This is a genomic window from Brucella pituitosa (assembly GCF_003049685.1).
Lineage (GTDB): Bacteria > Pseudomonadota > Alphaproteobacteria > Rhizobiales > Rhizobiaceae > Brucella > Brucella pituitosa.
Window position 1 is genome coordinate 2,154,658 of sequence record NZ_PYSY02000001.1, and the last position, 20,912, is coordinate 2,175,569.

The following is a 20,912-nucleotide window of genomic DNA, read 5'->3' on the forward strand; positions in this document are numbered from 1 at the left end:
AACCTTCAGGTCAAAGCCGGAACGAATCGGAGACGAATCGCTGATCCGCTTATTTTCCCGCTTTGTTCTCACAAGATATAGTGGCCGAGCTAATCCAAACACCATAGAGCGGCAAGACCTCGCCGCTCCGTGACAGTGATACTGAAGCTCGCTGTTAACTTTTGAGCCTCTTACGACCGCTCGACACACAGGGCGACACCCATACCACCGCCAATGCATAGCGTTGCCAGACCGCGCTTCACATTACGCCGTTTCATCTCATACAGAAGCGTTGTCAGCACCCGCGCACCCGAGGCACCAATCGGATGACCGATGGCGATCGCTCCACCATTCACATTGACGATCTCCGGATTGAGCCCAAGATCGCGCACAACCGCACAGGATTGCGCTGCAAAGGCCTCATTGGCTTCGACCAATTCCAGATCAGCAACTGTCCAGCCTGCCTTTTCAAGCGCTTTGCGTGTTGCAGGAATAGGACCAGTTCCCATGATCGATGGATCGACACCCGCCGTTGCCCAGGAAACAATGCGCGCAAGCGGCTCAACACCGCGTTTTGCGGCTTCATCCGCATCCATCAGAACCACAGCTGCAGCACCGTCATTGATGCCGGAGGCATTGCCCGCCGTAACAGTGCCTTCCTTGTCGAAGGCCGGTTTCAGCTTGCTAAGCGCTTCGATCGTCGTACCTGCACGGATATATTCATCTGCAGAAACAATCGTCTCGCCCTTACGGCTTTTCACCGTAAACGGAACGATTTCATCGTCGAAGCGGCCAGCTTTCTGTGCGACCTCGGCATTGTGTTGCGAGGCCAGCGCAAAAGCATCCTGTTCCTCGCGGCTCAACTGCCATTGCCTGGCAATGTTTTCTGCAGTGATCCCCATAGGATAACCGTGGAACGCATCGACCAAACCGTCTTTCATCATGGTGTCGATCATTTTGAAGTCGCCCATTTTCACGCCACCGCGCAGATGGGCGCAATGTGGCGCCATCGACATGGACTCCTGTCCACCAGCCACGATGATTTTTGCGTCGCCCGACAGAATTTGCTGCATACCGAGTGCCACGGAACGCAAACCGGAACCACAGAGCTGATTGATCGAGAAGGCTGTCGTTTCTTTCGGACAACCAGCAGCCATAGCAGCCTGACGGGCGGGGTTCTGCCCCTCACCTGCTGTTAACACCTGACCAAGAATAACCTCATCCACATCGACCGCATCAACGCCGGCACGTTCGAGAGCTGCCTTGATGGCGGTAGCACCAAGCTCATGCGCTGGCACGTTGGCAAAGGCGCCGTTGAAGGCCCCCACTGCAGTACGGGCAGCGCTGGCAATAACAATGGCCTTCGGACTATTTGTGGCTGTCATTCTTTCCTCCTTGAAAAATCACCGACAGAGAAAACCCAAAACCAGCTCTTTTGCAAGTTCAGAGGTGAGGGTGGTGGGAAGACACCTTCGCTCAAAATGATAATCAGTTTCTTCGATAGGCATGCACTTTTGACCATGCGCATTGCTCAACAACCGTTAGATTAGCGCCATGCAAACAAAGGAGATAACCATGCCCCAACTGACGCTAGAAAAAGCCAACGCGATCATTGCCGGTGCTTTTGCCAAGGCCACAGAACTGCAACTGAAGCCGATTGTCGTTTCGGTTTTTGACGCCGGTGGTCATCTCAAGGCCTTTCAGCGACAAGATGGAACTTCGATTCTCCGCTTTGAGATTGCTTCTGGCAAGGCCTTTGGCGCTTTGGCCGTTGGCACCGGTTCACGCTGGCTCCACAATCAGGCCAAGGATCGTCCGCATTTTCTGGAAGGTCTTTCGGGTGTCTCGGGTGGGAAGATCGTCCCTGTCCCGGGCGGCGTGCTGATTAAAGATGCCTCAAACGAAATCATCGGCGCCGTCGGAATTTCAGGTGACACATCTGACAATGATGAAGCTGCAGCAATTGCAGGCATCGAGGGCGCTGGCTTTGCTGCAGATGCAGGCTGACTTCATCTGCTTGAGGTCACGTAAACGCGTGACCTCACCGGTCCACTAAGTGGGCTAAACCCGACAAATCAAATATTCCCAAAAGAAAACGCCGCTTCCGGAAACCGGAAACGGCGTTTTTGAAATTCATCTTTCAGCTGCAATGCAGCCTAAGACTATTCCTTAGCTTCGAGGACCTGACGGCCGCGATACATACCGCTCTTAAGATCGATATGATGCGGACGACGAAGTTCGCCCGAGTTCTTGTCCTCGACGTAAGTCGGGGCCTTGAGAGCGTCTGCCGAACGGCGCATGCCGCGCTTCGACGGAGACGTTTTGCGTTTTGGTACTGCCATGGATCCAACTCCACTGATCGATCAATAAACGTCCGGCACGGCCCCGAGGAGCCTGTCACATCGGACAAAATTCCGGAAAGTCACGTGCCTATACACGCTCTCGCAGCATTTGACCAGTCGGAGTCTTATCTTTTTTCCAGACTGCGCATTTATTGCACGCACGTCACATAAGGACCAGCCCGGGAAGCGCGTCCGGCAACAATACGCGAGATACGCTGCATGTTGCGCGTCGGCTTTGCCGGATTGCGCAAAGCCGGATTGGGAAGCGTTACGGCAAGCAGAGCCGCTTGCTGCGCAGTCAGACGGGATGCGGGGCGTTTGAAATAATGCTGAGCTGCAGCCTCAATACCATAGATGCCCGGCCCCCATTCGGCGATGTTGAGATAAATCTCCATGATCCGTCGTTTGGAAAGCACCGCATCGGCAGCAATCGCCAGAGGAAATTCGAGTCCCTTGCGTACATAGGAACGGCCGTTCCAGAGAAACAGGTTCTTCACCGTCTGCATGGTTATGGTAGAGGCGCCGCGGCTCGGACCACCTTCGCCCGAATTATCAAGCACCAGACTGAGCTGGTGCCAGTCTACACCCCCATGGCTGCAGAACTGCCCATCCTCCGCCATCATGACCGAGTTCACCAGAACAGGTGCTACATCCTCGATGCTGACCCATTGCCGATCGACATCCCGCAAGAGGACGTAATCCTTGACCATCAAAGTCGAGATTGGGCGCACAAAGGGAACCGAATAGATCAGGATCAGAAAAAGCGGAAGAATTGCAAGCGCCACCAAAATCTTGAGCATAAGAGCAATTCTGCCACCCCAAACGGGATCAGCCAAGTAATTGCGCCCATCTTTGCTCTTGAGAATGATTTTTGCCACTTCCACCGCCCGTTAATTCCTTTCAAGCGACATAAACTATTCCTTAACAATAATGAACCTGATTCCATAATCCACTTGCGGGATTTCTAACGGTAAGTTCAGCCAATCGTAGCTCAAAACCCTCTGTTTGATGACCGCTTGATGAAAAAGCCTGTGCTGACCGTCATGCCCAGTTGACCAATTCAGCGCTTTCGTCCATCCCCTTCTGCATGGAAAACGTGTCTGTCGATTTTGCTCAATCCCTGAACCTGCGTGCGCTCGAAGTCGAGACAATGCTGGTCGGGCTTCTGGATCTTCGTTTGCGCACTGGAGAAGTGGCTCGCCCGGAGCGACTGCTTGCCGCCATGCGTCATGGCGTGCTGAACGGTGGAAAAAGGCTGCGTCCATTCCTCGTCGTTGAAAGTGCAGCTTTGTTCGGCCAACACGGCGATGCGGTCCTGCGCGTCGCATCGGCGCTCGAATGCATTCACTGCTATTCGCTCGTCCACGATGATCTGCCAGCGATGGACAATGATGATATGCGGCGCGGCCAGCCAACCGTGCACAAGGCTTTCGATGAAGCCGCAGCTATTCTCGCAGGCGACAGTCTGCTGACCTATGCGTTTGACATCGTGGCGTCAGACGAAACCGATCTGCCTGCCAATATCCGTATCCAGCTTGTATCAGCACTCGCGCGGGCATCTGGTGTTGGCGGCATGGCTGGCGGTCAGGCGCTTGATCTGATGGCAGAAGACAACAAACCGGATGAAGCAGGCATTATAACCCTGCAGGCGATGAAAACCGGTGCGCTGATCCGCTTTGCCTGTGAAGCAGGCGCAATCATTGCAGGTGCATCACGCGAGGATCGCGAACGTATGGCCGAATTCGGCTCTGCCATCGGCCTTGCTTTCCAGCTTGCTGACGATCTTCTCGACGTGACCGCAGATGCAGCCGCTATGGGCAAAGCAACCGGCAAAGATGCAGCCGCTGGCAAGGCCACGCTCGTGGCGCTTCACGGCATCGACTGGACGCGCAAGCAGCTCTCCGGCCTCGTTGCCCAAGCCGAAAGCCTGCTCGAGCCCTTCGGCGATGATGCGACCATTCTCAAGCAAGCTGCCCGCTTCATCGCAGAACGCCAAAGCTAAAACTTACACATCTGTTTCACGCACCTTGATGATGGCAACGTCATCCACCGAGAGCGGGCGACCATCGAGCGCGCGCACTTCCAGTTTTGCGACACCTTCACCATTTGCCGTATCGACCAGCTTTGAATGCGGCTCATCGGGCGCGAAAAGATAATTCTCGCCCCATTGGCGCAACGCGACGACGACCGGCAACAGATCACGCCCCTTGGCTGTGAGCCTGTATTCCTGATGCGCGCCGCCATTGGGATCGGACACCATCTCCAGAATGCCCTCGCCCGTCAGCTTGCGTAGCCGTTCCGCGAGAATATTGCGTGCAATACCCAAATTCTTCTGGAAGGCACTAAAGCGCGTTACGCCATCAAACGCTTCACGCACGATCAGCAGTGACCACCAGTCGCCGATGACATCCAGCGCTCGTGCGCTCGGGCAATAATCGCCTTTCAGGCTTTTCTTGCGAACCATGTTTACTCCATGCGCTGCAACTCGGTTGCAATATAAAACCAATCGCGATAAAAGCAAAATGGTTTCATTTTAAAACCACTTATGGGAGTCAATCATGCAGTCCTCCTCCACCGTGGCAGCACCGTCTGCCGCGAATGACCTTGTGCGCCCTTCGCTTTCCCGAGCGACATTGTTGCTGTTTGCCATCGCAAGCGGCCTTGCTGTAGCCAATGTCTATTTCGCGCATCCGCTTCTTGATGTGATGGCAGATGATATGGGGCTGAAACGCTCAACTGCAGGCCTCATTATCGCTGCGAGCCAGATTGGCTATGCGATCGGCCTCATTTTTCTGGTGCCGCTAGGTGATCTTTTCGACCGGCGAAAACTGATTCTCGCGCATTTCCTGCTTTCGGTCTTATCGCTACTAGCCATTGGCTTTGCAGGAAGTGCGACCATACTGCTGCTGGCAATGGCTGCGACAGGCCTTCTGGCCGTTGTCACACAGGCACTTGTCGCCTATGCAGCCAGTCTCGCCGATCCGATGCAGCGTGGTCATGTGGTGGGAATAGTCACAAGCGGTATCGTGCTTGGCATATTGCTGGCACGCGCCATAGCAGGCGCCCTCACCGATATTGGCGGATGGCGCAGTGTTTACTTCAGTTCCGCAGCACTCACGCTGCTGATTTCGCTTCTTCTATGGCGCAACCTGCCACAACAGAATCGTCAGACGACAAGCGTCTCCTACCCAGCACTTATTCTGTCACTTGTAACGCTGTTCCGCTCCGAACCCGTGCTCCGTGTCCGCGCAATCATTGCCATGCTGATCTTTGCAGATATCACCACGCTGCTTGCCCCCCTCGTCATGCCGCTCAGCGCGCCGCCTTTTGAACTAAGCCATGCACAAATCGGACTGTTCGGCCTTGCCGGAGCCGCAGGTGCGCTTGCGGCTTCTCGTGCGGGAGCAGCCGCCGACCGCGGGCATGCTCAACGCATGACCGGCATCGCACTTACGCTGATGCTACTATCGTGGATACCAATTGCTCTGCTCGATCATTCATTGCTCTGGCTGATTGTCGGCGTGCTGGTAATCGATTTTGGACTTCAAGCCGTGCACGTCACCAATCAGGCGATGATTTATCGCGTGCGTCCAGACGCACAAAATCGGCTGACCGCTGCCTATATGGTTTTTTATTCCATCGGCAGCGCCAGCGGTTCAGCAATTTCAACCTGGGTCTATGCTCATGCAGGCTGGAACGGTGTGTGTCTGCTTGGTGCAGGCATCAGCCTCGTCACGCTCATATTCTGGGCGGCGACCCGCAAATCAATGCCCGAAGCTGCCACAAACCCTGTCTTAAACTGAACTTAAAGCGTGGCACGCTTTAAGCTTTTGTTTTTTAGCATGTCTTTATCCCAAAACCGGTTCCCACTTTTGGGAGACATGCTTTAGTTCTGGCCAGCTGCGATCTTCTGATCAAGTCCGAAGCGGTTCTCGATATATTCGGCAACCATCTTCTGGAAATCTGCAGCAATCTCAGGTCCGCGCAGCGTCGTAACCTTCTTGCCATCGACAAAGACCGGTGCGGACGGCGTTTCGCCCGTACCGGGAAGCGAAATGCCAATATCGGCATGCTTTGATTCGCCCGGACCATTAACGATGCAGCCCATGACCGCGACCGAAAGTGCTTCGACGCCCGGATATTTCTCACGCCAGACAGGCATGTTGCGACGAATATCGTCCTGAATATTCTGCGCCAGCTCCTGAAACACGGTTGAGGTGGTGCGCCCGCAACCGGGGCACGCCGCAACAATCGGAATGAACTGACGGAAGCCCATGGTCTGCAACAGCTCCTGCGCCACCTGCACTTCGCGCGTGCGGTCACCGCCGGGTTCCGGTGTCAGCGAAATACGGATCGTGTCGCCAATGCCCTGCTGAAGCAGAATACCCATGGCTGCAGAGGATGCGACAACACCCTTGGTGCCCATACCCGCCTCAGTAAGGCCCAGATGCAGCGCATGATCGGAGCGTTGTGCCAGCATCGTGTAAACAGCAATCAGATCCTGCACCTGACTGACTTTGGCCGACAGGATGATCTTGTCGCGGCTCAACCCGATCTCTTCAGCCAAATGGGCTGAAATCAGTGCTGACTGCACGATGGCTTCGCGCATGACTTCCTGCGCGCTCAAAGGTGCGCCTTCCGCCTGATTGCGATCCATCAGCGTGGTCAGCAAATCCTGATCGAGCGACCCCCAGTTCACGCCAATACGCACTGGTTTATCGTAGCGGATCGCCATTTCCACGATATCGGCGAACTGCTTGTCCTTCTTGTCTTTGAAACCGACATTGCCCGGATTGATGCGATATTTCGCAAGCGCTTCCGCGCACGCCGGATGATCGGCCAGAAGCTTGTGTCCGATATAATGAAAATCGCCGACCAGCGGCACATTCATCCCGAGACGTTCAAGACGCTCACGAATTTTTGGAACGGCAGCAGCGGATTCGTCACGGTCCACCGTAATGCGCACAATCTCGGAACCGGCGCGATGCAAAGCTGCAACTTGCGCAACGGTGCCATCGATATCCGCCGTATCGGTGTTGGTCATCGACTGGACGACAACAGGTTCACTGCCGCCAACGATAACACCGCCAACGCTCACGCCAACGGATTGGCGACGGGGAAATGGATGCGAAAAATAGCTGACGGTCTCGGAAGACATTGTGCTCTGTTCTTTTGTCCTGCCGCAATTGCCGATAGAAGCTGCTTTCCGCTTCTCGGGAACTGCTCTTAGTACGGGCCTGTTTTCAGGTGGCGTAGCAGGGCGCAATTGTCAACGCCTGCCCGCGTTGCTTTCTTGTTATATAATCACTTGCCGACGCCTTGTCGCCTCCTCATTATACGAAGAATTCAAAGCGCATCCTGAAAAGTGTGAAGCGGTTTTCAGATAAGATGCGCGTCAAAAGAGGAGGAAATCAGACATGCCAGATGCCAAAGCCCGCAAAACCGCTATCATCACCGGTTCCAATTCAGGTATAGGACTTGGCATCGCCCGTGCCCTGGCAGCTTCCGGGCACAATCTTGTGATCAATTCCTTCACAGACCGCGACGAAGATCACAATCTTGCAACGAAGATCGCCGAAAAACATGGCGTCAGCGCGATTTATATTGCGGCAGATATGTCGAAAGCCGACGAGTGCCGCACCTTAATCACAAAAAGCGTGGACGCCTTTGGCAGCGCGGACATCGTCGTCAACAATGCCGGTATCCAGCATGTAGCACCTGTCGAGGAATTTCCGACCGAGCAATGGGACCGGATCATCGCTATCAATCTGACCTCAGCGTTCCACACGTCAGCGGCAGCAATCCCCCATATGAAAAAGGCTGGCTGGGGCCGGATCATCAACATCGCATCGGCCCATGGACTTGTCGCCTCGCCGTTCAAGTCGGCCTATGTGGCAGCAAAGCACGGCATTGTCGGTTTCACAAAAACGCTGGCACTCGAACTTGCCCTTGCCAAGATTACGGCCAACGCCATCTGCCCCGGCTATGTGCTGACCCCGCTTGTCGAAGCGCAGATACCCGATCAGATGAAAGCTCATAACATGGATCGCGAAACAGTAATCCGCGAAGTCATGCTCGATAAACAGCCGACGAAGGAATTCGTGACCACTGCTCAGATCGGTGCGCTTGCGGCCTTTCTTGCAACAGATGCCGCAGCGCAGATCAACGGTGCCGCCCTGCCAGTCGAGGGCGGCTGGACCGCTGAATGAAGTCAGTGCGAACTATCCGCATATTTTGCCAGTCCTGAGAAAGCGAGCACCACTAACAACAGCACAGGCAATGACAGGAACACGACGCTGAAACCGCTATGCTTGGCGACAAAGCCGATCAGCGACGGCGCAACCAGCATACCGGAATAGCCCATGGTGGTGGCAATCGACAGGCCAACACTTGGATTGATGCCCGGCAGATTGCCGCCAATCGAGAAGGCTATCGGCACCATGTTGGAAATGCCGATACCGCAGATGGCAAAGCCAAAGATCACTGCATAAGGGTGGCTCGACAGGCCGACAATGACCATACCGACAATGGCAATCGACGTGCAGAAACGTAGCGTGTTGATGGCACCGAAACGGTCGCGCACAATGTCGCCTGCAAAGCGCATGATCGCCATGGTCATGGAGAAGGCCGCGAAGCCAAACCCGGCAACCGTTACCGATGCACCCATTTCATCGCGCAGATAATAGGCACCCCAATCAAGTATCGCGCCTTCCGGGATCATCGAGAAAAGAGCAATGATACCCACCAGCCATGGCAGAGCATTGCGTGGCAAAACCAGCTTCTGTTTTTCACCACTCGGATGATGGAACTTGTCGGCAATGATCGACGGCCAGGCGCAGGCGAGCAATCCTGCGGCCACAATCGTTGCGATCAGTGCATGAACAGTTGAACCAACATGCGCAATCAGAAAGCCACCGGTCGCAGCACCTATCAGGCCGCCAAGGCTCCAGAATGCGTGACAGGACGACATGATTGCACGGCGCATATGCTTTTCAACACCCACCGCATTGGCGTTCATCGCGACATCCATCGCGCCGATCATGCCACCAAAATAGAACATGACGATCACCGCTGTTACGATATCCGGCACGAGCGCAATAATGAGCAACGCAGGGATAAGACCGATTGCAAACAGCTTGACGACAGCACCGGAGCCGCGATGGGCCGACAATGCACCAGCGACCGGCATCATCGAAAGAGATCCAATACCGAAGACGAGGATCATCAAACCCATGCCACTGGTATCGAGCCCGAGACGCCCCGCAAATTCCGGAATTTTCGGCGCCCATCCGCCAAAAATATACCCATTCATCAGAAAGAGCAGTGCCACCGCAATGCGCTCCCTGGTTACGATTGGCGCACGGTCATTCAGCGCATCGTTTCGTCCGGCAGTCTGTTCCATGGTTTCCTCGGTCACGGCCTTAAACCGCCCTTACAATACTCATACCTGATGCCCGATAAGGCGCAAGCACGTCTTCCTTCGCATCATGTTCGACAGCCATAACATTGACCGCCTCAATGGGTATGACATCGTGCGCAGCAACAGTACCAAGCTTGTCGCTGGTGATCGCCAGCACAACCTTGCGGCTGCGCCCGGCAATAACCCGCTTGAATTCCGCATCTTCCAGATGAAGCGCGGTTATACCTGTTTCGGCAGAAAAGCCGCAGACACCGAGCATACAAAGATCAGGTCGCACCAGCTCGGCATCACGCAAAGCGCGCGCACCAACCGCCGCGCTCACGCGACGATCAATAGGACCGCCAATCATCACAACATCGATCTTGTCTGACTGCAGAACGATTGCTGCAATCGACGGCGTGTTGGTGACAACCGTGATTACATCACCGCGATCCACAAGCAGACGCGCAAGTGCTAAATTGGTCGAGGAGGAATCGAGAAACACAGTCATGTTCGGCTCGATCAGACCAGCCAGCGTGGCGGCAAGCGTCGTCTTGGCCTCGGGTCTTTCCGTATCGCGTTCGGCAAGTGGCGCATAAGAGGGCGCGGCCTTCAGTGCACCGCCATAAACACGCTTGCAAAGCCCCGCTGCCGCCATCTCGCGCAAATCACGACGGATCGTATCTTCCGAAACTCCAAAAGTATCGGCAAGTTCACTGGCCAGCACGCGGCCGGACTGATCCAGCAGCACCTGTATCCGCGTTTGTCGTTCGTGCAGCAAAAGCTCTGTCATCATTGCCTTTCTATCATCATGCACAAACATGCATGAATCGGTATAAACGTGCATAGCAGATTTTTATGACCGCGCAAGCAAAAGAAAACGCCGCACCCATTCACAGGGCGCGGCGTTTTCAAAATTCCGTAAAAGAAGAGAAATTAATCCCCGAAAACCACCAGCAAATCCTTTGCATCGATCTGTTCGCCAGGGCGCACCAGCACTTCGGCAATCGAGCCGTCGCGTTCAGCACGCAGAGCAGTTTCCATCTTCATGGCTTCAATGGAAAGCAGCACATCGCCGGCCTTCACGTTCTGGCCCTGCGAGACAGCAACCGTTGAAACGACACCCGGCATTGGCGCACCAACATGTTTGTCATTGCCGAGTTCCGCCTTGCGCTTCACACCACCCGACGCACCCTTGGCGCGGTTTGGCACCTTGACGCGGCGTGGCTGACCGTTGAGTTCGAAGAACACCGTGACCATGCCCTTCTCGTCCGTTTCACTCATCGCCTGATTGACGATCACAAGTGTCTTGCCGCGTTCGAGATCAACGAAGACTTCTTCTTCCGGCTTCAAACCGTAGAAATAGACCGGCGTTGGCAGAACACTGGTCGGGCCATAATTTTCCTGCGCCGCCGCATAGTCGGTGAAGACTTTCGGATACATGAGGTAGGAAGCAAATTCCTGGTCTGTGATCTCGCGACCCAGCGTTTCCTCAATCGACTTGCGTTCGGCATCAAGGTCTGCGGCTGGAAGCAGCGAACCGGGACGTACCGTGAAAGGCTTTTCGTCTTTGAGCACTTTCTTCTGCAGCGATTCAGGCCAGCCCGATGGCGGCTGACCAAGATCGCCACGCATCATCGACACAACCGAATCCGGGAAGGCAATGTCCTTATCCGGGTTTTCAACATCGGCAACGGTCAGGTCCTGAGAGACCATCATAAGCGCCATGTCGCCCACCACCTTGGAGGATGGCGTCACCTTGACGATATCGCCAAACATGCGGTTCACATCGGCATAGGCCTGCGCCACTTCATGCCAGCGGGTTTCAAGACCCAGCGAACGCGCCTGTTCTTTCAGGTTTGTGAACTGACCGCCCGGCATTTCATGCAAGTACACTTCCGAAGCCGGTCCCTTAAGATCGCTTTCAAAGGCCGCATACTGATTGCGCACCGCTTCCCAATAGAAGGAAATGCGGCGGATCGTTTCCGTATCAAGACCCGGATCACGTTCCGAACCATGCAGCGCCTCGACAATCGAACCAAGGCAAGGCTGCGATGTATTGCCGGAGAAGGCATCCATTGCCGCATCAACCGCATCCACGCCAGCATCAACCGCTGCAAGCACGGTTGCGGCCGAAATACCCGACGTATCATGCGTGTGGAAATGGATCGGCAGATCGGTTTCCTCACGCAGCGTCTTGAACAACACACGTGCAGCCGCTGGCTTCAACAGGCCCGCCATGTCCTTGACAGCGATGATATGCGCGCCAGCCTTTTCAACCTGCTTGGCCAGATCGACATAATATTTAAGGTCATATTTGGCGCGCTCAGGATTGAGAATATCACCCGTGTAGCAGATGGCCGCTTCGCAGAGCTTGTTTTCTTCCAGAACCGCATCCATCGATACGCGCATGTTCTCTACCCAGTTGAGACTGTCGAACACGCGGAACAGGTCCATACCGCCACGCGCTGCTTCACGCACGAAATACTTCACCACATTGTCCGGGTAGGACTTGTAGCCAACACCATTCGCACCGCGCAGCAACATTTGCAGCAGGATGTTTGGCGCGCCTTCGCGCACCATTGCCAGACGCTCCCACGGATCTTCGGTGAGGAAGCGCATCGACACGTCAAAGGTCGCACCGCCCCAGCATTCCAGCGAGAACAGGTTCGGCAGCGCCTGCGCATAGGCATTGGCGACACGCGCAATGTCATAGGTGCGCACGCGCGTTGCCAGCAATGACTGATGACCGTCACGCATGGTCGTGTCAGTCATGAGAACGCGCTTTTCATTGCGCATCCATTCGGCAAACTTCTGCGGCCCAAGCTTGTCGAGCAACTGCTTGGTGCCGTCCACTACCGGACGATCGCCAAACCACGGCACCACCGGCTTGGCAGCATCCCGCGATGGCTCGGCGCGGCCCTTGGTTTCTGGATGACCATTGACCGTGACATCAGCCACATAGGTTAGAAGCTTGGTCGCGCGATCCTGACGCCTCATATGCGTGAAAAGCTCAGGCGTCGTGTCGATAAAGCGCGTCGTATAATCATTCGACTGGAAACGCGGATGATTGATGATCGCCTCAACGAAGGTGAGGTTCGTCGCGACACCGCGAATACGGAATTCGCGCAAAGCGCGGTCCATACGACGGATGGCTTCAATCGGCGTCGAACCGGATGCCGTAACCTTCACCAGCAGCGGATCGTAATAGCGCGTGATGACCGCGCCCGAATAGGCAGTGCCACCATCGAGACGAATGCCAAAGCCCGATGCCGAGCGATAGGCCTGAATACGCCCATAATCGGGAACGAAGTTCTGCTCAGGGTCTTCCGTTGTGATACGGCACTGCAGCGCATGACCGTTGAGGCGAATATCTTTCTGCTCCGGCACGCCCGATTCTGGTGTGCCAATGGCGTAGCCTTCCAGAATATGTATCTGCGCTTTGACAATATCGATGCCCGTCACTTCTTCGGTGACAGTATGCTCGACCTGAATGCGCGGGTTCACTTCGATAAAGTAGAAGGCACCCGTATCGGCATCCATCAGGAATTCAACCGTACCCGCACCGATATAATCAGTTGCATGAGCGATCTTCAGACCATAGCTGGCCAGTTCCTGACGCTGCGCATCATTGAGGTAAGGTGCAGGCGCGCGCTCAACAACTTTCTGATTGCGGCGCTGGATCGAGCAATCGCGCTCATAAAGATGAACTGCATTGCCATGCGTATCGCCCAGAATCTGCACTTCGACGTGACGCGCACGTTCGACGAGCTTTTCGAGATAGACTTCATCCTTGCCGAAAGCCGCCTTTGCCTCGCGCTTAGCTTCACCGACTTCGCGATCAAGATCTTCCTCGGCACGGATCGCACGCATACCGCGACCGCCGCCACCCCAACTGGCTTTCAGCATCAGCGGATAGCCGATTTTGGCGGCGAGCTTCTTCACTTCCTCAATATCGTCCGGAAGCGGATCGGTTGCAGGCACCACCGGTACACCAATCTCAATGGCGAGATTACGCGCAGCAACCTTGTTACCAAGGCGGCGCATGGTTTCCGGCTTCGGGCCAATGAAGATAATGCCGTTCTCGGCGCAAGCATCCGCAAACTCAGGGCTTTCCGATAACAGGCCATAACCCGGATGAATGGCATCCGCGCCCGAAAGCTTGGCAACGCGGATCACTTCGTCAATGGAAAGATAGCTTTCAATCGGGCCTAAATCACGAGCGAGATGTGGACCTCTGCCAACCTGATAGCTCTCATCCGCTTTAAAACGATGCAGTGAAAGTTTGTCTTCCTCAGCCCATATCGCAACCGTTTTTATGCCAAGCTCATTGGCTGCACGGAACACGCGGATGGCAATCTCTGAACGATTGGCGACCAGTATTTTACGTATGGACAAGGCAGGTCTCCCAGGCTGCAATGAAGAATGTGCCTTTGCTTAACCCGCAAAATGGGCAAGCGCAAACAAACTGTGCAATCTGGAGATAAAAACAAAATGCCCGACCAAAAGTCGGGCATTTTGCCGAAATTTGAAGCAAATTATGCTAATATATGAGGCATTCTGCACAATGTTACTGAAGAAATAGTACATTCAGCTCGTTGAACATTGTTCAGACCCCACATCGGGCCAGTGAGTCTGCCTCGAGCAGCCTTACTTCTTCTGGAAGTAGTTATACTTGCCGTCATCACCCTTGCGCCATTCGAACATAACGTAAGGCGAAAGGCTCGGATCGCCCTTAGCGTCATAAGATACATCGCCAAGCACGGTCTTGAACGGACCCTTGCTCTTCATGGCTTCGGCAACCGACTGCGGATCATTGTTTCCGGCAGCATTGGCTGCATCCACCAGCGACTGGACGCCTGCGTAAGCATAGAAGGTGTAAGCTTCTGGCTCAAATCCCTTGTCGCGGAATGCCTTGATCAGATCAGCATTGGCTGCGTCATCGCGTGGGTCCGGGCCAAACGTATTCAGAACGCCCGAAACAGCGTCGCCAGCAATGGAAGCCAGCTCGTTCGATACGATGCCGTCACCAGAAATGAACTGAGCCTTCAGCCCCTGATCAGCCATCTGACGGATGATCAGACCCGCTTCCGGGTGCATACCACCCCAATAAACAGCTGTGATGCCTGAGGCCTTCATCTTGGAAATCAGCGCCGAGAAATCCTTGTCGCCCTGATTGATGCCTTCGTAGAGTGTCTCTTCCTTGCCATTGGCATTGAGAGACTTCTTCGTTTCATCGGCAAGGCCCTGACCATAAGGCGTCTTGTCATGCAGGATCGCGACTTTGCCATCCTTGTAATTGTCAGCAATGTACTTACCTGCCACGATACCCTGCTGGTCATCTCGACGGCAGGTACGGAAGGTGTTCCACAATTCGCGTTCAGTATAAGTCGGGTTGGTGGTGCCCGGCGCAATCATCAGCACGCCGTTTTCTGCATAAATATCCGATGTCGGAATGCTGACGCCCGAATTGAAATGACCGATTACGAACTGAACGCCATCGCCGACGAACTTGTTTGCAACCGAAATCCCCTGACGCGGATCAGCAGCATCGTCGCCATAAACGATCGTAATCTGCTCACCATTCATGCCGCCCTTGGCATTGGCTTCTGCGACGGCTGCTTCAACGCCGCGCTTGATCTGGTCGCCATAAGCCGCCTGACCGCCCGTCAATGGTGCACCAACACCCAGCTGCACATCAGCAAAAGACGCTCCACCCATCGCAACCAAAGCGGAAAGGCACACACCACAGAATAAGGATTTCTTCATTTCAGTTACTCCCATTAAACCACGATCTCCGGACTGAATTCCGGAGCCGCCAATTCCACTGGAAGAGAATTTTTATATCCGTGCGAGAAACAGGCTTAATGCTATGGACCACGAAATCCACTTAGCCAATATTTCCCGACGCTCTCGCCCTCCTCCAGGGAACGAATTGCCGACCGTGCTTTACGCCAAACAATGTCGTTACAATAGGTAAAATGGCTTTACTCAGTATTGTCTACCCTCGTTAATATCTAAATTTAATGCTTTTTACGCATGATGTCATGAATATGCTGTTTTCTTAAAATAAAAATGCCCGGCATATAGCCGGGCACTTTTCGGGCAGACGTAACGATACAGACAGATGCTTACTGCTGAATGTAATTATATTTCCCGTCAGCACCCTTTTCCCACTTATACATTACGTAACCTGGGAGCTTCGGGTCGCCCTTCTCGTCATAAGAAAGATCGCCAAGCACAGTTGGGAATGGACCTTTTTCTCTCAGAGCCTTGGCAATTTCCTGTGGGTCATTGCTGCCAGCAGCCTTTGCGGCACCTGCCAGCGACTGCACTGCCGCATAGGAATAAAGCGTATAGGCTTCTGGTTCAAAGCCCGCATCGCGGAACTTCTTGACGAGTTCAGCATTTGCCGGGGCGTTGCGTGGGTCTGGACCAAATGTGTTCAGCGTGCCTTCAACAGCAGGACCTGCGATCGAAGCCAGTTCGTTCGACACAATACCGTCACCCGAGATGAACTGAGCCTTCAGACCCTGATCGGCGAGCTGGCGGATGATGAGACCGGCTTCCGGGTGGAGACCACCCCAGTAAACAACCGTCACACCGGCTTGCTTCATCTTGGCGATAAGAGCGGAGAAGTCCTTTTCGCCGACATTTACGCCTTCATAAAGTGCTTCTTTTGCGCCAAGTTCGTTGAGCTTCTTCTTGGTTTCGTCGGCAAGACCCTGACCATAAGGTGTCTTGTCGTGGATCACAGCAATCTTGGCATCTTTGAAGTTGTCGAAGATATACTGACCGGCAACGATGCCCTGCTGATCGTCACGGCCACAGGTACGGAACGTGTTCCAAAGACCGCGTTCTGTATAGACCGGGTTGGTTGCCGCTGGCGAGATTTCGAGAATACCGTTTTCGGCATAGACTTCAGAAGCCGGGATCGAAACACCGGAGTTGAAGTGGCCGATGACGTATTTTACGCCGTCAGCAGCGAACTTGTTGGCAACAGAAATACCCTGCTTCGGATCGGAAACGTCGTCACCGAGCGAGATCGCGATCTTTTCGCCATTGATGCCGCCGGCATCATTGATTTCCTTGATTGCAGCTTCAGCACCCTTTTGAATCTGAGCACCATAAACAGCATTTGGACCGGTCAGCGGTGCGCCGATGCCCAACAGTACATCTGCCCAAGCCGAGCCACTGAAAGCCATCACTGCTGCAAGAGCAACGCCTGAGAAAAGCGATTTCTTCATTACTTGAACTCCCGATTATAGTTACCCCGAAACGATGTTTTTGCATCGCCTTATTATCTTGCTGATTAGCCAGCAATATCTACGCTGAACCTGTTTTTCAGCGTGATCTTTTTAAAAAAGCTCCGCCGCGTAACGGCGAAGCTTTAAATTATTTTGCCTTCCAGCTGAGAGGCGAGGCTTTTTCATAAAGCCAGTTATACTGGCGCACCATTTGCTTGGTGCGGGTATAACGAAACCCGACCGTGCCGATGATCATCAGCACAATCACATCAACCAGATAATAGTGCAGTGAAAGCAGCGTGCCTTCAAACAAAGCATAGTGGATGAACCGTACGGCTGCCCCCAACGGAATGAGATAGAGCAGCAACTGCGGATAGGTTCGCCAGGTCTGCGCACAGGCACGGCCAGTCATCCAGGCGGCCCAACCGCCCAGAAGACAGGTGATGAGAAAAAACAGCCAGAATGACGGTTCTTCGTAGAGAATTCCCTGCATGATTTTTCTCCTTAATGCCTTCCGCCTTCGAGATAGGCGGCACGCACTTCCGGGTCAGCCAGCAGTTCGCGGCCAGCGCCGCTCATCGTGATTGATCCATTGACCATAACATAGCCGCGATCAGCGAGCTTCAGCGCACCAAACGCGTTCTGCTCGACGAGGAACACGGTCAAACCCTGTGTACGGTTAAGCTCCTTGATTGCCTCAAAGATCTGCTTGACGATCAGCGGAGCAAGACCAAGCGACGGTTCATCAAGAAGCAGGAGCTTCGGACGCGCCATCAGGGCGCGTGCAATTGCCAGCATCTGTTGCTCGCCACCCGAAAGTGTACCGCCACGCTGTGTGATACGTTCCTTCAGACGCGGAAACAGCTCGAACATCAGCGCAACGTCTTCTTCGAAATATTGCTGATTATCGAGGCTAGCGCCCATCTGAAGATTTTCGAGAACCGTCATGCGCGGGAAAATGCGCCGGCCTTCCGGCGACTGCGCAATACGGAGCTTCGCGATCTCGTGCGGCGGCATCGACGTGATGTCCTTGCCTCCAAAGAGAATGCGACCAGTGCGAGCGCGCGGCGAACCGAAAATGGTCATCATCAGCGTGGACTTGCCAGCGCCGTTAGCACCAATAAGCGCTACGATTTCACCTTCGTTGACCGTCAGGTCAATACCCTTCAGAGCGCGGATATTGCCGTAATAGGTCTCGACCTTTTCGACGGCCAGAAGCGGTTGTTTTGTCTGCATGGTTTCAGCCGTCATCATTCGCTTCCCTTCTTAGGCTTTGCCGGAGCTTTTGTGCCTTTCGGCGCTCGGGCTGCCTTTGCGGGAGAAGTTTTATGGCTTGTAGGAACATCGCCAGCTTCAACACGCGATGAAAACGCGGTTGTCTGACCCGACGCAAGCTTGCTTGCCTGCCCCACCCAATCCTCACGAGCAATACGACCGTCAAATTCGAGATAGGTTTCGGCCTGAACGATGTCAGCTTCAGCCCAGGCGGCAATCTGATCGAAATGGTAGATGCCGTGCTCGTTAAGCTTCTTCTCGTTGATCGCACCAATGCCCTTGATGAGCGTCAGATTATCAGGCTTTCCATCACGCGCAGCCGCAAGTCCGCCAGCAAAAAGCCGGGGCTCCTCGGCTTTTTCTTCCTCGATTGCCTCTTCCGCAAGCTGGGCTGCGATAAAATCAGCCGGATCAGCAATACCTGGCTTATCCGCTTCTTCAATCAGTTCAGCAATCTCGTCATCATCCACGCCGAGATAAGCGGCAATGACGCGCGGATCGTTCCTGACTTCCTCGGGCGAGCCGTCGGAAATCTTCGTGCCGTATTCGAGCACGATCACGTGGTCGGAAATTTCCATAACCACCGACATGTCGTGTTCGATCAGCAGGATCGACGTGCCTGTTTCCTTGCGAATATCTAACAGAAGCTTGTTGAGTTCTGCTGATTCACGCGGATTAAGACCTGCAGCCGGTTCATCAAGGCAGAGAATTTCCGGCTCGGTGCACATGGCACGCGCAATTTCCAGACGGCGCTGATCACCATAAGGCAGATCGCCAGCCGGATCGTCCGCACGGTCGATAAGGTTGATCTTCTCAAGCCAGTCGCGGGCTTTTTGAATCGCATCCTTTGCGGCCTTCCGGTAGGTTGGAAAGCCGAGAAGACCAAGGATCGTGTAGCCCGACGAGCGCATCAGCGTGTTGTGCTGTGCAACAAGCAGGTTTTCGAGAACAGTCAAACCTGAGAACAGGCGAATATTCTGGAACGTACGCGCAACCCGCGCATCCTGCGTGATCTTGAAATCCGGCAGACGCTCCAGAAGGAATTTTTCACCTGTAGCCCGGTGCATCGTCAGCATACCGCCAGTCGGCTTGTAGAAGCCGGTGATGCAGTTGAAGACTGTTGTCTTGCCCGCACCGTTCGGACCGATGATCGCAGTAATGTCCCCGCGCTTCACATCGAAGCTCAGATCGTTGATCGCGATGAGACCACCAAAGCGCATCGACAGATGCTCAACTGTAAGAATGGTCTCTTTCGAACCATTGCCAGCCATAATTTTTGTCTCCGCCATCAGCCGTGCCCTTCCTTGGTAAAGGCACCCGACACCATCTTCTTCTCATTGAGAAACGCACTTGGTTCCCGGCTTCCGACAAATCCGCGTGGCTTCCAGACCATGACCACCACCATAGCCAGACCGAAGATCAGCATGCGGTAGAGTTCAGGCGTGAAGTTTGGACCGAAGATGACCTTCAGGAAGCCCATCTCGCGCAGGATTTCCGTGCCACCGATCATCGCAATCGCAGCAATGGCAATCCCGACAAGCGATCCCATACCACCCAGAACGACGATGGCGAGAATAACAGCGGATTCAAGGAAGACGAAGGATTCTGGGCTTACGAACCCCTGACGAGCAGCAAAGAAGGAACCGGCAAAACCACCAAACATAGCACCCGTCGCAAAGGCGGTGAGCTTGGTCGTGGTGGTGTTGATACCGAGCGAACGGCAGGCAATTTCATCTTCACGTAGTGCTTCCCATGCACGGCCGACCGGCATGCGACGAAGACGGATCGTGACCAGAGCCGTTATCAGCGCAAGGATGAGGATCACGTAATAGAGGAAGAATTTATAGTGAGCAGCAGAGAAGGCGAGACCGAAATAGGCGGCGAAGCCATCCTTGCTGGCATTGAATGGCAGACCGAAGAAGGTTGCCTTGGCAATACCTGAAATACCAAACGTTCCTCTGGTGAGGTCCGTCCAGTTTATCAACACAAGGCGGATAATTTCACCGAATGCAAGCGTCACGATAGCGAGATAATCTCCGCGCAGACGTAAGACCGGAAAACCGAGGATCACGCCCCATGTTGCCGCCAGAATGCCTGCAATCGGCAACAGCATCCAGAAGGACAGGCCAAAATACGAAGAAAGAATGGCGTAGGAATAAGCGCCCACGGCATAGAAGGCGACATACCCCAGATCGAGAAGGCCAGCGAGGCCGACCACGATATTAAGACCCCATGCGAGCATCACATAGATCAGTATCTGAACGCCGAAATTGTCGACCCATTTAAGCGAACCCTGCCAGCCAAGCATACTGACGATCAGGATCGGGTAGACGAAAAGAAAAACAACGCCAATTTGCGAAAAATGCTTGCGAAAGAAAGACGGGCTTTCGGCAGCGACCGTCGGTCGGCTCGCCTTCGCAAACTTGCGTGCCTCAAGCCAGGGCTGCAAGAAGGCTATAAAGCCAAAACGCCCGAAAGCAGCCATTGCAACGAGGATCGCAAGTGCTCCCCAGCGCTGTTGCAGCACCAGCTCATTGTTAATGTTCTGGTCGGTCTTGAAACCAACGATCAGAATGAAAAGCCCCAATGCCACAAGACCGGCAATGAACCCTTCACGAATGGCCCGGGCAAAAAGGGAATCCGGGCGTGAACCTGTTTGTACGGCCATGA

General features: G+C 54.3%; 18 protein-coding genes. 4 read left to right on the plus strand and 14 right to left on the minus strand.

Annotated elements, in window-relative coordinates; genetic code table 11:
• Positions 1-170 precede the first annotated feature (170 nt).
• Positions 171-1,364, minus strand: a complete 1,194-nt coding sequence (locus tag C9380_RS10660; RefSeq protein ID WP_128093511.1) for an acetyl-CoA C-acetyltransferase — start codon at positions 1,362-1,364, stop codon at positions 171-173.
• 190 nt (positions 1,365-1,554) lie between these two features.
• On the opposite strand from C9380_RS10660, the gene C9380_RS10665 reads away from it, so the two are divergent.
• Entirely contained in the window at positions 1,555-1,986 is a 432-nt protein-coding gene (locus C9380_RS10665) for a GlcG/HbpS family heme-binding protein (RefSeq protein ID WP_128093512.1), read from the plus strand.
• A gap of 155 nt (positions 1,987-2,141) precedes the next feature.
• On the opposite strand, the gene rpmF is transcribed toward C9380_RS10665, so the two are convergent.
• Together rpmF and mtgA are read right to left on the minus strand one after the other, a co-directional pair.
• Complete coding sequence (gene rpmF, locus C9380_RS10670) at positions 2,142-2,321, minus strand: 50S ribosomal protein L32 (RefSeq protein WP_006467787.1); 180 nt, start codon at positions 2,319-2,321, stop codon at positions 2,142-2,144.
• Positions 2,322-2,470: 149 nt separating this feature from the next.
• Positions 2,471-3,199, minus strand: a complete 729-nt coding sequence (gene mtgA / locus C9380_RS10675) for a monofunctional biosynthetic peptidoglycan transglycosylase (RefSeq protein ID WP_181152088.1) — start codon at positions 3,197-3,199, stop codon at positions 2,471-2,473.
• Between the two features lie 209 nt (positions 3,200-3,408).
• Here mtgA and C9380_RS10680 point away from each other — a divergent pair, with 209 nt between their 5' ends.
• On the plus strand, positions 3,409-4,323 hold the full coding sequence (locus tag C9380_RS10680) for a polyprenyl synthetase family protein (protein WP_128093653.1): 915 nt from the start codon (positions 3,409-3,411) through the stop codon (positions 4,321-4,323).
• Between the two features lie 3 nt (positions 4,324-4,326).
• On the opposite strand, the gene C9380_RS10685 is transcribed toward C9380_RS10680, so the two are convergent.
• Positions 4,327-4,785, minus strand: a complete 459-nt coding sequence (locus tag C9380_RS10685) for a winged helix-turn-helix transcriptional regulator (protein WP_024895778.1) — start codon at positions 4,783-4,785, stop codon at positions 4,327-4,329.
• Positions 4,786-4,879: 94 nt separating this feature from the next.
• On the opposite strand from C9380_RS10685, the gene C9380_RS10690 reads away from it, so the two are divergent.
• A complete protein-coding gene (locus C9380_RS10690) occupies positions 4,880-6,124 on the plus strand; it encodes an MFS transporter (protein WP_100558574.1) in 1,245 nt (414 codons plus the stop codon).
• Between the two features lie 83 nt (positions 6,125-6,207).
• On the opposite strand, the gene ispG is transcribed toward C9380_RS10690, so the two are convergent.
• Positions 6,208-7,479 carry a flavodoxin-dependent (E)-4-hydroxy-3-methylbut-2-enyl-diphosphate synthase gene (gene ispG / locus C9380_RS10695; protein ID WP_100558573.1) on the minus strand — a complete coding sequence of 424 codons (1,272 nt, stop codon included), beginning with the start codon at positions 7,477-7,479 and terminating at the stop codon, positions 6,208-6,210.
• Positions 7,480-7,738: 259 nt separating this feature from the next.
• On the opposite strand from ispG, the gene C9380_RS10700 reads away from it, so the two are divergent.
• Positions 7,739-8,530: a 3-hydroxybutyrate dehydrogenase gene (locus tag C9380_RS10700; protein WP_128093513.1), complete on the plus strand. Its 792-nt coding sequence runs from the start codon at positions 7,739-7,741 to the stop codon at positions 8,528-8,530.
• A gap of 2 nt (positions 8,531-8,532) precedes the next feature.
• Here C9380_RS10700 and C9380_RS10705 read toward each other — a convergent pair whose 3' ends face one another.
• The 9 genes from C9380_RS10705 to livM all read right to left on the minus strand — a co-directional run bounded on the left by C9380_RS10705 (position 8,533) and on the right by livM (position 20,910).
• Positions 8,533-9,723, minus strand: coding sequence for an MFS transporter (locus tag C9380_RS10705; protein WP_128093654.1), 1,191 nt, complete (start codon positions 9,721-9,723; stop codon positions 8,533-8,535).
• A 19-nt stretch (positions 9,724-9,742) separates the two neighbouring features.
• Positions 9,743-10,516 carry a DeoR/GlpR family DNA-binding transcription regulator gene (locus tag C9380_RS10710; RefSeq protein ID WP_036566584.1) on the minus strand — a complete coding sequence of 258 codons (774 nt, stop codon included), beginning with the start codon at positions 10,514-10,516 and terminating at the stop codon, positions 9,743-9,745.
• A gap of 140 nt (positions 10,517-10,656) precedes the next feature.
• Entirely contained in the window at positions 10,657-14,118 is a 3,462-nt protein-coding gene (gene pyc / locus C9380_RS10715) for a pyruvate carboxylase (protein ID WP_128093514.1), read from the minus strand.
• 252 nt (positions 14,119-14,370) lie between these two features.
• A complete protein-coding gene (locus C9380_RS10720) occupies positions 14,371-15,489 on the minus strand; it encodes a branched-chain amino acid ABC transporter substrate-binding protein (RefSeq protein ID WP_024895784.1) in 1,119 nt (372 codons plus the stop codon).
• 362 nt (positions 15,490-15,851) lie between these two features.
• On the minus strand, positions 15,852-16,967 hold the full coding sequence (locus C9380_RS10725; RefSeq protein ID WP_100558568.1) for a branched-chain amino acid ABC transporter substrate-binding protein: 1,116 nt from the start codon (positions 16,965-16,967) through the stop codon (positions 15,852-15,854).
• A gap of 148 nt (positions 16,968-17,115) precedes the next feature.
• Positions 17,116-17,460 carry a DUF6867 family protein gene (locus C9380_RS10730; RefSeq protein ID WP_024895786.1) on the minus strand — a complete coding sequence of 115 codons (345 nt, stop codon included), beginning with the start codon at positions 17,458-17,460 and terminating at the stop codon, positions 17,116-17,118.
• An 11-nt stretch (positions 17,461-17,471) separates the two neighbouring features.
• Positions 17,472-18,218, minus strand: a complete 747-nt coding sequence (locus C9380_RS10735) for an ABC transporter ATP-binding protein (protein ID WP_024895787.1) — start codon at positions 18,216-18,218, stop codon at positions 17,472-17,474.
• Positions 18,218-19,513, minus strand: a complete 1,296-nt coding sequence (locus C9380_RS10740) for an ATP-binding cassette domain-containing protein (RefSeq protein WP_100560069.1) — start codon at positions 19,511-19,513, stop codon at positions 18,218-18,220. Before C9380_RS10740 ends, C9380_RS10735 begins: the two co-directional genes overlap by 1 nt.
• A 17-nt stretch (positions 19,514-19,530) precedes the next feature.
• The gene (gene livM / locus C9380_RS10745) at positions 19,531-20,910 is read right to left on the minus strand and encodes a high-affinity branched-chain amino acid ABC transporter permease LivM (protein WP_100558567.1); all 1,380 of its coding nucleotides are present in this window, start codon (positions 20,908-20,910) and stop codon (positions 19,531-19,533) included.
• Between the last annotated feature and the right edge of the window lie 2 nt (positions 20,911-20,912).

Bases quoted from the DNA above. Each gene is read 5' to 3' on its own strand.
- C9380_RS10710 (WP_036566584.1), bottom strand. From the start codon at position 10,516: ATGATGACAGAGCTTTTGCTGCACGAACGACAAACGCGGATACAGGTG.
- ispG (WP_100558573.1), bottom strand. From the start codon at position 7,479: ATGTCTTCCGAGACCGTCAGCTATTTTTCGCATCCATTTCCCCGTCGC.
- rpmF (WP_006467787.1), bottom strand. From the start codon at position 2,321: ATGGCAGTACCAAAACGCAAAACGTCTCCGTCGAAGCGCGGCATGCGC.
- C9380_RS10690 (WP_100558574.1), top strand. From the start codon at position 4,880: ATGCAGTCCTCCTCCACCGTGGCAGCACCGTCTGCCGCGAATGACCTT.
- C9380_RS10660 (WP_128093511.1), bottom strand. From the start codon at position 1,364: ATGACAGCCACAAATAGTCCGAAGGCCATTGTTATTGCCAGCGCTGCC.
- livM (WP_100558567.1), bottom strand. From the start codon at position 20,910: ATGGCCGTACAAACAGGTTCACGCCCGGATTCCCTTTTTGCCCGGGCC.
- C9380_RS10700 (WP_128093513.1), top strand. From the start codon at position 7,739: ATGCCAGATGCCAAAGCCCGCAAAACCGCTATCATCACCGGTTCCAAT.
- C9380_RS10685 (WP_024895778.1), bottom strand. From the start codon at position 4,785: ATGGTTCGCAAGAAAAGCCTGAAAGGCGATTATTGCCCGAGCGCACGA.
- C9380_RS10705 (WP_128093654.1), bottom strand. From the start codon at position 9,723: ATGGAACAGACTGCCGGACGAAACGATGCGCTGAATGACCGTGCGCCA.
- C9380_RS10680 (WP_128093653.1), top strand. From the start codon at position 3,409: ATGGAAAACGTGTCTGTCGATTTTGCTCAATCCCTGAACCTGCGTGCG.
- C9380_RS10665 (WP_128093512.1), top strand. From the start codon at position 1,555: ATGCCCCAACTGACGCTAGAAAAAGCCAACGCGATCATTGCCGGTGCT.
- C9380_RS10730 (WP_024895786.1), bottom strand. From the start codon at position 17,460: ATGCAGGGAATTCTCTACGAAGAACCGTCATTCTGGCTGTTTTTTCTC.
- C9380_RS10725 (WP_100558568.1), bottom strand. From the start codon at position 16,967: ATGAAGAAATCGCTTTTCTCAGGCGTTGCTCTTGCAGCAGTGATGGCT.
- C9380_RS10720 (WP_024895784.1), bottom strand. From the start codon at position 15,489: ATGAAGAAATCCTTATTCTGTGGTGTGTGCCTTTCCGCTTTGGTTGCG.
- C9380_RS10740 (WP_100560069.1), bottom strand. From the start codon at position 19,513: ATGGCTGGCAATGGTTCGAAAGAGACCATTCTTACAGTTGAGCATCTG.
- C9380_RS10735 (WP_024895787.1), bottom strand. From the start codon at position 18,218: ATGACGGCTGAAACCATGCAGACAAAACAACCGCTTCTGGCCGTCGAA.